Genomic DNA, 12,437 nt, shown 5'->3' on the forward strand with positions numbered 1-12,437 from the left:
TACCGCCCCTCGGGGAACGGTGGGCGCGTTTTTCGTTGCCGGCACCTGCTCGCGCCGGGCCGGACCGCGTGGGACTATGAGTCATGGAAACCAACGACCTGTATCCGGTTCAGAACCTCAGCGAGGACGACTGCTGGGATCTTCTGATCTCGTCCAGTTTCGGAAGACTCGCGATGAGCATTTCCGGTGAGCCGGACATTTACCCGGTGAACTTCGTCTCCGCAGACCGGCGGCTCGTTTTCCGCACGGCCGAGGGTACGAAGCTCCTCGAGCTCACGGTGAACAACCGGGTCGCCTTCGAGATCGACGGCATCGGTCGCAGCGAGGCGTGGAGCGTCGTGGCGCGAGGCGAGGCCCGAGTTCTCGACAAGCAGGCCGAGATCGAGGCCGCGGATCAATTGCCGCTGCGCCCGCTCATCCCGACCCTGAAGTACATCTACGTCGAGATAACGCCGACCAGGATCACAGGCCGCCGGTTCCAGCTCGGCCCGGAACCCGACCGGTACTAGAAGCGTGACTCACGCACCGGACTCCAGCGTCATTCTGATCACGGGGACCTCCTCCGGTATCGGACTCCACGCCGCCATCGCCGCGGCTCGCGCCGGCCACACGGTGGTAGCCACCATGCGCAACCTCGAAGGCGCCCGCGCTCTGCGGGACGCGGCCACCGACGCGGAGGTGAGTCTCGACATCCGTCGCCTGGACGTGACCGAACCGCACGCGGCCACGGATGCCGTGGCCGGGACCATCGACCGGCACGGCCGGCTCGACGCGCTCATCAACAACGCCGGGTCGGGGAGGCTCGGCACCATCGAGAACTCAACGGTCGATGACGTTCGCGCCGTGATGGAGGTGAACTTCTTCGGGGTGGTTGCCCTCACACGGGCCGCGCTCCCCCTTCTCCGGGGCAGCACGGGCCGGCTGATCACCGTCTCGAGCGTGGGTGGAGCCATCGGCCAGCCCTTCAACGAGGCGTATTGTGCGGCGAAGTTCGCGGTGGAGGGATTCATGGAGAGCCTGGCCCCGGTGGCCGCCACGGCCGGTGTGTCGGTGACGGTAGTCGAACCCGGCGCCGTGACATCCTCGTTCGTCGCCAACGTCGGCCGGGACCTCAACCAATCCGGCTTGGCCAACGACCCGTACGCCGCGGCACTGGAGGCGTACCTGGCCCGCGCGGCGTCATCCTTCGGCTCGGCCCAGTCGGCCCGGAGCGCCGGCGAGATCGTCGCCGCCCTGCTCGACGGCGACCGCCCACCGTTTCGGGTGCAGACATCGGAGGCGGCGCGCCAGTTCGTGGCGGCCAAGCTCGCCGACCTCGACGGCGGAGTCGTGCAGCGGATGACGGCGACCTGGCTGGCCTGACGTCGGTCCCCGACTGATGAACGTGCGCCCGATCGAGAGCACCACCCCGGTCTCCGGATGGGTCAGGATTCGGATGAAGCCGGGCGTCCCGGCCGCAATCTTGCGTGCGGTATCGGGGTCGATCGGCCCGGAATCTTCGAAGTGGCTGGGTTGCTCGGGGTGGCCGAGGAGTGTCATCACCGGGACGGTGACGTGCACCGAGCCGCGGATGCCCTGGCCGACCCCCGATGCGGTAACCCCGTCGAGGATGAGGTCTTCGAACACGTCCGCCCGAAGCTGGGTCAGCGTGCGGGTGTCGTTCGGGCCCTGCAGACTCATCCCCATCACATTGAGGCGGTCGTAACCGGCCTTCACTTTCTCCGCCGAGTCGTACCAGGAGCGGGATGCCATCCCGTCGGCCTCGGGCTCGAAGATCACCGTCCGGTCCGCCACCGACTTCTGGTGCCGGGCCGCGATCGACCCCGGGTGCAGCCGTTCCCGCATGATCCGGGCCTCGTTCTTCAGGTTGGCCACCGTCAGGTGCGGGGCCGACTTCAGCAGGGTCTCCTCGAACCCGGCCAGGGCCTCGGCGTGGAGCGACCAGGCCTGGTTCATGATCGCCTGCGCATGCCGGTAGGTGATCGACCCGTCCTGCAGGGCGGCCCGGGTGCCGGGCAGTTCATTTATCAGGGTGCGGCTCTCGGCGATCAGGGTTTCGGTCGAGCGCACCGGCAGCCGCAGGGTGTAGGACGGTTCGGTCACGAACTCGCGTTCGGCGACCTGTGCAGCGTGCCACCTGGTGCGGGGCATCCCGGTCGCGACCCCGGCCACTGCCGGGGGTCCCTCCCTGGCCTTGTCCTTGGCTGCCCGGGCCGCGTTTCGGGCCAGGGCTTCGGCGAACCGGCGGGCCTGATCGACCTGTTCGGCCAGGCGGGCGTCAACCCGGGCGGCGTCCGCCTGCGACTCCCGGATGGCGTCGGAGTGACGACCCAGGCGTTCCCGCTACTCACTGTAGGAGGGCTTCATGAGACACACGTTACGGCTGACCACTGACATTCCATGCTCCAGACAGGCACCCGTCAGCGCCCCGTGGATAACCTGATCAAACTTTTATTGTGGAGGAGTAGAAGCAGCCGTCGCCGGGCCCGCAGCGGGCATCCGTCAATGGGCGCGCAGCACACATCCGTGTCTCGTGAACTCGGAGATTTTCGGGAAACGCCGGTTGTGATGGCCTGGGGTGCCCGGCGTGTCGCGAAAATCTCCGAGGCTGGCGACTTCGACCGCCACGGATGCCCCGGGCGAACCTCTGGAAGTCGACGTACCGGGTCTCGACAGGCTCGACCACCGGCGGAGCCGTCGAGAGGGTGGGTGTCAGGCGAGGGAGTCGGCGGACAGGCTGATCAGACGCAGGAGCGCGTTGCCGTAGGCATCCGCGGGGTCGGCGGCGTCGAAGAATTCCGGCGCCCCGTTCAGCGCCACCGTCACCCGGTAGCTGTCCTCGCCCTGACGGGTGAGCGAACGGAAGGTGCTCCGCAACAGGACGCGCAGCTGGTCCTCACGCGGCATCCACAGGGCATCCTCGAGGGCCAGTGAATCAAGGGCCCACTCGGTGGTGCCGTTGAAGCCGAGGATCGTTCCCGTGTCGAACTCGTGCGGCTCGATCGTCATGTCACTGACCGTGAACACGTCGCTTTCGAAGCCGGAGCGCTCGATGCGGAAGGCGTCACCGGAGACGGGACGCCACTGCAGACCGGCTTCGGCCAGGGCCCGCGCACTATCGATTGAGATCATGAAGACGACTCCGCCCACTAGCGTTGTGAAGAAAACTATATTCCCGGAGGACCGGCGTGACGCGAACGGTGAACCTGACGGTGCATGTGAAGCCCGGTAGTCGGAAGGGACCGCTGGTCTCCGGGGGAGAGCCGGGCCGAGAGCCGGGCCGGGAGCCGGGCGACGACGCGTCCCATGCTCCGACGGATGCTGCGCTCACCGTGTTCTTGCAGCAGCGGGCCGTTGAGGGTGCCGCCAACGATGCGCTGGTGAAGCTGCTGGCCAAGCACTTCGGCGTGTCCAAGAGCGCGGTGACCATCGTGCGCGGCCACGCCTCCCGGATCAAGCACGTGCGAATCGAACACGACTCGTAGCAATGCGCGACTCGCGTAGCGACTTGCACGTGCTTCCGGCACTGCGGGTTTCTAGCGGGTTCCGAGCAGGTCGATCACGAAGATCAGGGTCTGGCCGGAGAGCTGATGTCCTCCGCCGGCCGGTCCGTAGGCCAGGTGCGGAGGGACGACCAGCTTGCGGCGTCCGCCGACCTTCATGCCGGGGATGCCCTGCTGCCAGCCCGCGATGAGCTGAGCAAGCGGGAAGTTGATCGACTGCCCGCGGCTCCAGGAGGAGTCGAATTCATCTCCGGTGTCATAGGCGACGCCGAGGTAGTGCACGTTGACGGTGGCGCCGGGGGTTGCTTCGGCTCCCTCGCCGACCACGATGTCGGTGATGGTCAGTTCGGTAGGCGCGGGGCCCTCCGGAGCGTCGAGTTCGGGCTTGGTGTTTTGATCAGTCATTCCTCTATCCAATCGGATTGCGCGCTCGCCCGCACACCAAAAATTCCCCCTTGCGCGAACGCGGCCGTCGGGCGCACCATGGGAACAGAACTCGCCGCTCCGGGAGAGTTGTCGGCACTGCCACACCACCGGGGCGGCGAGTCCTTGTTCGTCAGGGCATCAGAGTCAGTTGATCACGCCGGCACGGTCGCGCTGGATCAGCCCCAGCAGCTCCGATTCGTCGGCCCGGTCGACGTTCGCGGCCGTACCGTTCACCATGCGCTGTCGGGCGAAAGCCAGGCGGGTGGAGTTGTGGATGAAGTGGTGCATGGCCCGCTTCCGGGTTTGGGGCTGCCGCGCGGCCCAGGATCGAGCCTGCCGACGGCCATCGCGGGTGGCGAGCATACCCACCTCGGCCGGGCTGAACCAGCCGGCCGCGGCATACTCGCTCAGCCGGAGCACGGTGACGCGTTCTTCCTGGCGCCGCAGCAACACGACAACCATGATCGCGCCGAGGAACAGAGGCACCTGCACGGCGAGGTAGTACGCCACCAGCGAGCCACTCTCGACCAGGTAGAACGCCCCGTTCCAGACGGAGTGCAGGAAGATCGCCGAGACGAATCCGAGCAGAATCGTGGCGAAGGCCGGGAACGGCCGGAACCGGACCGCCAGCCCGCACGCAATGCCGATGCAGGCAGTGAACATGACATGAGCGAAGGGCGACAACACCCCCCGCACCAGGAACGTGAAGCCCAGGTTCTCAGAGCCACCGTCCATCATCGCCACACCGAAGTATTGGATGTTCTCGGTGAAGGCGAATCCGGCCGCGACCGTCGCGGCATAGACCACGCCATCGACCGGGCCGTCGAATCTCCGACGCAGCACCCAGAAGAGCAGCAGCACCCCGGCGCCCTTGGCGGCCTCCTCGACGAGGGGCGCCTGGAGGACGGCGGCGGCGAAACCGTCATCCGTTTCGGTGGCCCCGGCGCCGGCCCGGGCCAGCTGCACGCCCAGGTCGAAGAGCAGCGCGGTCACGATGGAGACGCCGGCGCCCCAGAGAAACGCGAACCAGAGGGCCGGGCGGGGTTCGGGCTCCCACCGATCGATCCAGCCCACGGCGAGCAAAATCCCGATCAGTGGGATGAGTGCCAGGATGAGGCCGACCAGCAGCGTGCCGGCACCGAGGAAGGTGGCCAGGTAGACGAACACCAGCAGCAGCGCGGCGCCCCCGATGACGAGGCCGGTGACCGTGAGCGTGACGATGCCCGCCCGGGTGCGACGAACGGGGGCGGTCCAGACGGGCTGCACCGGCTGGGCCGCGGGCTGCACCGAGGCAGGCTGGGCCGCGGGCTGGGTTCCGGCCGGATGAGAGTGTGGGGCGGCGGCGGAGTGCTCCGGGGTCGGCTCGTGGGTCATGCCCAACAGACTAGCCGCGCGTTCACGCCGCGAACATGATGCCCGGGTTGAGGATGCCCAACGGGTCGAACGCCGCCTTGATCCGGCGCTGCAGGGCGAAGCCCGTGTCGCCGAGCTCCTCGGCCAGCCAGCGCCGCTTGAGCACGCCGACCCCGTGCTCGCCGGTGAGCGTGCCGCCGAGTTCGAGCGCGGCACGGAAGAGCTCGTCGGCCGCCAGCCAGACCGCCTCCGGCACGACCGGCTCCGCGCCGCCCCGGGCCGGATCGAACGGGATCAGGAAATTGGGGTGCAGATTGCCGTCTCCGGCGTGGGCCACCGTGGGGATGGGCAGGCCCGTGCGGGCACTGATCTCAGCGATCCGCGCGAACATCTCGGCCAGCCGGGAGCGGGGCACGCAGACATCCTCGATCAGGACCTCGCCGTGAGCGGCCAGCGCCGGATGCGCGGCCCGCCGCACGGCCAGCAGTCGATCGGCGGATTCGGCGTCGGTGGAGACGCGCACCTCCCCGCCCGCGGCCCGCAGCACGGCCACCGCCTGGTCCGCCTCCGCCTGGCTCGCCGGCCCATCCGTCTGCACCAGCAGGAACGCTCCCCTAGCCGGAACTCCCTCGAACAGGTTCGGCCCGAGGTACGCCGCGATCAGGGCCAGGGCCACCGGGTCGATGAGTTCCATCACGGCCGGGCGCAGCCGGGCCGCCGTGACGAGACCGGATGCCGCGGCCGCCTGGGCCACGTCGGGGAACGTCGCGCCGATCGTGACGGTCTCACCCAGGGTGATGGCGCGCGCCCGCACGGTGGCCTCGACGATCACGCCGAGGGTGCCCTCCGAGCCGGTGAGCAGGGCGGTCAAATCGTAGCCGGTGACGCCCTTGACGGTGCGGTGCCCGGTCTCCAGCAGGCTCCCGTCGGCGAGCACCACCGTCAACGCCAGCACCGCCTCCCGGGTGACGCCGTACTTCGCGCAGAGCAGCCCACCCGCGTTGGTGGCGATGTTGCCGCCGACCGAGGAGATCGCCCGGCTTGCCGGGTCCGGCGCGAACCACAGCCCGTGCGCGGAGAGGGCCGTGTTGAGGTCGCCGTTGAGCACGCCCGGCTCGACCACGGCCAGTTCATCCTCCGGGCGGATCTCGAGGATACGGTTCATCCGCTCGACGCTCAGCACGATGGCGCCGTCCGTGCCGCACGCTCCCCCGGCCAGGCCCGTTCCGGCTCCGCGGGTGATCACCGGCACGCGAAACTCGGTCGCGATGCGCAGCGTGGCCTGCACCTGGTCGACGGATGCGGCGTAGACGACCGCCAGCGGCATCCCCGGGGCAACCCAGCCCGATTTGTCGCCCCGAACGGCCGCGAGCCGGCGCGGATCGACGCTGACGTGGGTGCCGAGTTCGGCCTGCAGACGCTCCAATGCGGTCATGCGCCCAGAGTACCGGGCCGGGTGCCGGAGGGCAGGCCCGGACACAGGCCGGCATGGCCCGCGGCCGCTGCGGCCGGCACCGGCGATGGCCGATTCCCGCTGGTGCGCCCGGGCTCGCGGTGGCAGGCTGGCCGGGTGACCATCCCTCCTGCCGGGCTCGATCCGGTCTTCTTCGAGCGCTACCGGGCCATGTCCTCCCGAGACTCCCGCTTCGACGGTCAGTTCATCACGGGCGTGCACTCCACCGGAATCTACTGCCGCCCCAGCTGCCCGGCGGCCACACCGAAGCCGGCCAATGTGTCGTTCTATCTCACCAGCGCGGCCGCGCACGAGGCCGGCCTGCGGGCGTGCAAACGCTGCCTTCCTGATGCCGTCCCCGGGTCGCCGGACTGGGACATCCGTGACGACCTCGCCGCCCGCGCCATGCGCCTGATCAGCGACGGCACGGTTGAGCGGGAGGGCGTGCCCGGCCTCGCCCGCCGCCTCGGCTACAGCGAACGGCACCTGACCCGCGTGCTCGTGACCGAGCTGGGCGCCGGCCCGCTCGCGCTCGCCCGGGCGCACCGCGCGCAGACCGCCCGCGTGCTGCTGGCGAGCACGGATGTCCCGATCACCGAGGTCGCATTCGCCGCCGGTTTCGGCAGCGTGCGCCAGTTCAACGACACCATCGCCGTCGTCTACGAGCGCACCCCCACCGAGCTGCGCCGCGCCCGTCCCGCCCGCGCCCAGCCCCGCGCCCAGCCCCTCGGCGTCGGCGGGGTCGGTGAGGCCGGCTTCGGGGTCGGTGACGGGACGGGCATCGACCTGCTGCTGCCGGCGCGCGCGCCGTTCGACGGGGTGGGGGTGCTGCGGTTCCTTGCTGCGCGAGGCCTCGCGGGGGTGGAACAGGCGACGGATGCCCGTTACGCGCGCACGCTGCGCCTGCCACACGGACCCGCGACGGTGGAACTGACCCTGTCGGGAACGGCGGCCGCGCCAGCCGTCGCCTGCCGCGCCCGACTGGCCAGCCTCGCCGACCTCGCGCCGCTCGTCAGCCGGGTGCGGCGCCTGCTCGACCTGGACGCGGACTCCCGGGCGATCGACCTGGCGCTCGGGCGGGACCCGCAACTCGCGGCCGGAATCGCGGCCACCCCCGGCATGCGCGTGCCGGGCAGCGTGGACCCCGAGGAGACCCTGTTCCGCGCGCTCATCGGCCAGCAGGTCTCGGTGGCCTCCGCCCGAACGGCACTCACCCGGCTGGCCGCTGCGCTCGGCGACGACGTGTACCCGGGTGCAGGGGACAGCGACAGCAGCGCCACCACTGGCACCAGCGGCACCAGCGCCACCACCGGCACCAGCCAACGCCCCTTCATCCACGACCCCACCGCCGCTCCCCTGACCCGGCTGTTTCCCACCGCCCAGCGGATCGCAACCGAGGGCCGCGGCGTGCTGCGCGGCCCGGCCGCGCGCATCGACGCGATCATCGGCGTGGCGGAGGCGCTCTGCTCCGGCGATCTGGTGCTCTCCTACGGGCAGACCCGGGAGGATCTTGAGTCCCGTCTGACCGCCCTGGCCGGGATCGGACCGTGGACGGCCGGATACGTGGCCCTGCGCGTGCTGGGCAGCCCGGACATCCTGCTGACCAGCGACCTGGCCCTGTTGCAGGGCGCCGGGCGGCTCGGCCTGCCCGCGGAGGCCCGGCAACTCGCCCGCCACGGTGCCGCCTGGGCGCCGTGGCGCAGCTACGCCGGCATGCACTTGTGGCGCGCGGCAGGCGCCGCGGCTACCCCGCGCACCGCGACCCCTCCCGGGCCAGATAGCCTGAACAGGTGAAATTCGCCCACCTGAGAGTTGAAGGTCAATCCACTCCGCGGCTCGCCGCCGTCTTCGACGACGCAGCGCTGTTCCTCGACGAGATCATGGACGACGCCCCCCGCGATCTGCAGGACCTGATCGAGAAGGACTCTGACGAGTACAACCGGGTGCGCGCCCTGAGCCAGAACGCCGCCGCGCAGGGAGCAACGCTCACCCCGCTGGGCGAGCTGCGCTACTCGTCGGCCGTGCTGCGTCCGCCTCAGATCATCGCGATCGGCGCCAACTACGCCGCCCACTCCTCCGAGCTGGAACTACGCGTCGAAACGGCCGCGACCGTGTTCTCGCTCTGGCCCAACTCGCTCACCGGGCACGAGTCCACGATCACCTGGCCGACCGATCTGACCAGCCAGGTCGACTACGAGGCCGAGCTCGGCGTGATCATCGGCACGGCCGCACACCACGTGTCGGTGGCGGACGCTCTCGACCATGTCTTCGGCTACACGGTCGTCAACGACATCACGGCGCGCGACCTGCAATTCTCCGAGGCGCAGTGGTCGCGCTGCAAGTCCTTCGACGGTTTCACGCCCACCGGGCCGGTCGTCATCACGGCAGACCAGATCGCCGACCCGCAGGACCTGTGGCTGACCACCCACGTCGACGGCCGCATCCTGCAGGACGCCTCGAGCGGCGACATGGTGCGCTCGGTCGCCGAGATCATCTCCTACCTCTCTAAAACCTCGACCCTGCTGCCGGGCACGCTCATCTCCACCGGCAGCCCGGGCGGCGCCGGCTACAGCCGCAAACCTCCGGTGTTCCTGCGCGACGGCTCGACGGTCACGATCACCATCGACAAGATCGGGTTCCTCACCACGCATTGCCGCGCGATCTGACCGTGACCGCCAGATGGAGGATCAATGCGACAGCTCGCTGCGGGCGGGAAAGGAGGCAGCGACGATGACGATCTCGGTCGTGATCCCCTGCTACAACGACGCCGCCCTTCTCCGAACCTGCCTCGCGGCTTTGGCCCGGCAGCAGCGGGTGCCCGACGAGGTGATCGTTGTCGACAACGCGAGCACGGATGCTTCGGCAGAGATCGCTCTCTTCGGGGGTGCGCGGGTCGTGCGGGCGACCCAGCGGGGCATCTGGCCGGCGGCGGCAGCCGGCTAGGATGCGGCATCCGGTGACGTGATCGCCCGTCTCGACGCCGACTCCGTGCCGCCAGCCGACTGGCTGGCGCGGATCGAGTCCGCGCTGGCGGAGTCCCCGGGAGCGACATGGTCACCGGCCCCGGCGATTTCTACGGCTGCGGCACCCTCGTGGCCTGGTTGGGCGGGACCTTCTACATCGGCGGATATTTCTTCTGGATGCCGTTCTGGCTGGGGCACCGGCATGCCGCCCGGTGCGCGGTGCGGCGCCACCGGGCCGGGCGTCCCACGATCGGGCACTGAGCTGTTTCGCGGGGGCATCGGATCAGCCCGCCGGCCTCCGGTTCAGCCGGCCGGCCAACCTCCGGTACAGCCTGCTACCAGCCGGATCAGCCTGCCGAATCGGCCCGCCTGATCAGCCAGCCGCCCGGTAAAGCGCGGCGAGGGCCAGCTCCGCGACGATCCCGGCGATCGAGTAGCCGAGCACGTGCACCGGGGTGGGCCCTGCGTCGGGGAACACGATCAGGTCGGCCACGAACGGGGCGTAGTCCCAGGGCTCGGTGCCGCCGGGCCCGGCCGCGCACGCCTGGTAGTGCCCGGCCAGGTCGTGGCTCTGCACGAAGTAGCCGGCATCGGCCAGCAGCGGGGCCAACAGCACGAAGTCTTCCTTGGAGCCGGTCGCGCCGGGCAGCAGCACGATTCTCGGAGCGGCCGGGGTCGCCCAGCTCGAAGGCGGCGAGGTTCCCGCTCGGCGCCGGGAACCAGAAGGCGCGGCTGCCTGCGGGCAGCACCGTCCAGTCCCGGTCGGGGAGGGTGTGGTCGCGCAGCACCATCACATCGGCCGGGTTCCCTGCCGGCCGAGCGGCCGGCGCGGAACCCGGTCGGCCGCGGGAACGCCGCTCCCAGACGCACATGGCGTCACGGTAGCGCTCCCGCCCCGCAGCCCGAACGAATTCGACGGAGATTCTGCCCAAAACGGACCTCACCACGTCGAAATGGCCGTTTTCCTCGAGAATCTCCGTCGAATTGGTTCAACACCGGCAGGTCGCTCCGCCTGTGCTGAACAGCGTCCACGCGGGTGCGTCAGCTCTGACCCGCGGAGGGCGACCCAACCAATCGATCGAAACTCGTTCGGCTACGGCGCGCGCTGGTCGTCCCGGCCGTCGAGCGCGAGCAGTTGCTCCTCCACGGCGCCGCCGTAGCCTTCCTTCTGCGGGTCGCCGTGCAGGCCGCCGGACACCGCGTATTCTTCCTCCGGGGAGAGCACGAGGCGCTTGCGCCCGTAGAGCGCGAAGATCAGCAGCATGACCACGTAGACCACGGCGATGGCCGCGATGGCCGGGCGGGCCGGCTCGTTGATGAAGAACCCGAAGAAGATCGCCAGCGAGAGGATGCCCGCGATCACCGCCCCGGGTACGCCCCACGGGCTGCGGTAGGGCCGGTTCGCATTCGGGTACTTTCGGCGCAACACGACGAACGAGATCATCTGCAGGATGTAGGCGATCACGGCTCCCCAAACGGCGATGTTGAGCACGATCGCCCCGGCCACGCCGCCGGCGCCGCCGAGCGAGTCGACGAGGATCAGGGCCACGAAGCCGATCAGGGCCCCCACGAGCAGCGCCACCGCCGGAGTCTGGCGGCGGCCGGTCAGGGAGAGGAATTTCGGATAATAGCCGGCCCGCGACAGGGAGTACATGTTGCGCCCGTACGCGAACATGATGCCCTGCAGGGAGGCCAGCAGTCCGACCAGGGCGAACAGGGCCAGCACAGCGGCCGCCTCGTCGCCGACCATCGCCCGAAAGCCGTCGAGCAGTGGCTCCCCGGCGGTGGCGATGTTCGAGGCCCCGACTATCCCGGTGTTGAGCACCAGCACCAGGAGCCCGGTCACGATCAGGGTCGTGCGGGCGATCAGACCGGCTCGCGGGATGTCCCGCACCGGGTCGTGGGATTCCTCCGCGGCCAGCGGCAGCTCCTCAATTCCGAGGAAGAACCACATGGCGTAGGGCAGGGCGAACAGGATCGGCACCACGCCGAAGGGCAGGAACTCGGACTGGCCGGCCTCCGGGGCGATATCGAAGAGGTTGTCCACACTGAAGAGCCCGGAGAAGGCCGCCATTGCCGAGAACACCAGCAGGATGCCGATGGAGATGATCGAGACCACGATCGCGAATTTGAACGAGATCGCGGCGCCAGCCGAGTTCAGGCCGATGAATACGGCGTAGAGGATGGCCCACCACGCCCAGGCGGGCAGTGAGACTCCGAGCAGCTCACTCGTGATGCCGTCGGCGTAGGACGCCGAGAAGTACACGATCACCGCGGTGGTCGCGACATACTCGATGGTCTCGGCCAGGCCGGTGACGAAACCGCCCCAGGGCCCGAGCGCCGCCCGGGCGAAGGAATAGGCGCCGCCCGTGTGCGGCATGGCCGACGCCATCTCCCCGATCGCGAAGATCATGCCGTAGTACATGACGATCAAGAGGGCGAAGGCGATCAGCATTCCGCCGAATCCAGCGAAATCGATGCCGAAGTTCCAGCCCGAGAAATCACCGGAGATGACCGCGGCGACGGCGAGTCCCCACAGCCCCCAGATCCCGGCGCTGCGGCGGAGCTTGCGTTTCTCGAAGTACCCTGCCTCTGCCGTCGTGTAGGTCACGCCCGAGACGTTCAAGGTGTCTTTGGACATCCTGGATTCCTTTGCGCTCTGGTTGCGCAACTCAGCGATCGAGCGGCAACTCCGGGAGTTTACGTTGGCATGACTATAGGGCTCCAATGGTGGCTTGT

13 protein-coding genes and 1 pseudogene are annotated in these 12,437 nt (G+C 69.4%); 7 read left to right on the forward strand and 7 right to left on the reverse strand.

The features are described 5' to 3' along the window. Window positions 1–83: 83 nt before the first annotated feature. A complete protein-coding gene (locus E3T25_RS12760) occupies window positions 84–509 on the forward strand; it encodes a pyridoxamine 5'-phosphate oxidase family protein (RefSeq protein WP_104101082.1) in 426 nt (141 codons plus the stop codon). Window positions 510–513: 4 nt separating this feature from the next. After that, the gene (locus E3T25_RS12765; RefSeq protein WP_134374648.1) at window positions 514–1,362 is read left to right on the forward strand and encodes an SDR family NAD(P)-dependent oxidoreductase; all 849 of its coding nucleotides are present in this window, start codon (window positions 514–516) and stop codon (window positions 1,360–1,362) included. A gap of 189 nt (window positions 1,363–1,551) precedes the next feature. Here E3T25_RS12765 and E3T25_RS17525 read toward each other — a convergent pair. Together E3T25_RS17525 and E3T25_RS12775 are read right to left on the reverse strand one after the other, a co-directional pair. Further along, window positions 1,552–2,151 (reverse strand): annotated as a pseudogene (locus E3T25_RS17525) (DUF222 domain-containing protein); the annotation flags it as partial. A gap of 561 nt (window positions 2,152–2,712) precedes the next feature. Beyond that, the gene (locus E3T25_RS12775; protein WP_134374652.1) at window positions 2,713–3,132 is read right to left on the reverse strand and encodes a hypothetical protein; all 420 of its coding nucleotides are present in this window, start codon (window positions 3,130–3,132) and stop codon (window positions 2,713–2,715) included. A gap of 56 nt (window positions 3,133–3,188) precedes the next feature. Between E3T25_RS12775 and E3T25_RS12780 the strand changes: the two genes are divergently transcribed. Then, on the forward strand, window positions 3,189–3,485 hold the full coding sequence (locus tag E3T25_RS12780) for a DUF167 domain-containing protein (RefSeq protein ID WP_233191412.1): 297 nt from the start codon (window positions 3,189–3,191) through the stop codon (window positions 3,483–3,485). A 51-nt stretch (window positions 3,486–3,536) separates the two neighbouring features. On the opposite strand, the gene E3T25_RS12785 is transcribed toward E3T25_RS12780, so the two are convergent. From E3T25_RS12785 to E3T25_RS12795, 3 genes are all read right to left on the reverse strand, one after another. Continuing rightward, complete coding sequence (locus tag E3T25_RS12785; RefSeq protein WP_104101078.1) at window positions 3,537–3,908, reverse strand: FKBP-type peptidyl-prolyl cis-trans isomerase; 372 nt, start codon at window positions 3,906–3,908, stop codon at window positions 3,537–3,539. Window positions 3,909–4,073: 165 nt separating this feature from the next. Next, entirely contained in the window at window positions 4,074–5,303 is a 1,230-nt protein-coding gene (locus tag E3T25_RS12790) for a PrsW family intramembrane metalloprotease (protein WP_134374654.1), read from the reverse strand. Between the two features lie 22 nt (window positions 5,304–5,325). After that, on the reverse strand, window positions 5,326–6,717 hold the full coding sequence (locus tag E3T25_RS12795) for an FAD-binding oxidoreductase (RefSeq protein ID WP_134374656.1): 1,392 nt from the start codon (window positions 6,715–6,717) through the stop codon (window positions 5,326–5,328). A gap of 135 nt (window positions 6,718–6,852) precedes the next feature. On the opposite strand from E3T25_RS12795, the gene E3T25_RS12800 reads away from it, so the two are divergent. The 4 genes from E3T25_RS12800 (at window position 6,853) to E3T25_RS17535 (ending at window position 9,959) form a co-directional block, all read left to right on the forward strand. Beyond that, complete coding sequence (locus E3T25_RS12800; RefSeq protein ID WP_255573023.1) at window positions 6,853–8,529, forward strand: DNA-3-methyladenine glycosylase 2 family protein; 1,677 nt, start codon at window positions 6,853–6,855, stop codon at window positions 8,527–8,529. Then, entirely contained in the window at window positions 8,526–9,401 is an 876-nt protein-coding gene (locus E3T25_RS12805; protein WP_233199212.1) for a fumarylacetoacetate hydrolase family protein, read from the forward strand. Before E3T25_RS12800 ends, E3T25_RS12805 begins: the two co-directional genes overlap by 4 nt. Before the next feature lie 64 nt (window positions 9,402–9,465). Beyond that, window positions 9,466–9,678, forward strand: coding sequence for a glycosyltransferase family 2 protein (locus tag E3T25_RS17530; protein WP_166790110.1), 213 nt, complete (start codon window positions 9,466–9,468; stop codon window positions 9,676–9,678). Window positions 9,679–9,785: 107 nt separating this feature from the next. After that, on the forward strand, window positions 9,786–9,959 hold the full coding sequence (locus E3T25_RS17535) for a hypothetical protein (RefSeq protein ID WP_241980864.1): 174 nt from the start codon (window positions 9,786–9,788) through the stop codon (window positions 9,957–9,959). 112 nt (window positions 9,960–10,071) lie between these two features. Here E3T25_RS17535 and E3T25_RS12815 read toward each other — a convergent pair whose 3' ends face one another. Together E3T25_RS12815 and E3T25_RS12820 are read right to left on the reverse strand one after the other, a co-directional pair. Next, the gene (locus E3T25_RS12815) at window positions 10,072–10,353 is read right to left on the reverse strand and encodes an alpha/beta fold hydrolase (protein WP_134342063.1); all 282 of its coding nucleotides are present in this window, start codon (window positions 10,351–10,353) and stop codon (window positions 10,072–10,074) included. Window positions 10,354–10,791: 438 nt separating this feature from the next. Continuing rightward, the gene (locus E3T25_RS12820) at window positions 10,792–12,339 is read right to left on the reverse strand and encodes an amino acid permease (protein WP_104101074.1); all 1,548 of its coding nucleotides are present in this window, start codon (window positions 12,337–12,339) and stop codon (window positions 10,792–10,794) included. Window positions 12,340–12,437 lie beyond the last annotated feature (98 nt).

Source organism: Cryobacterium sandaracinum, from assembly GCF_004403415.1.
Lineage (GTDB): Bacteria > Actinomycetota > Actinomycetes > Actinomycetales > Microbacteriaceae > Cryobacterium > Cryobacterium sandaracinum.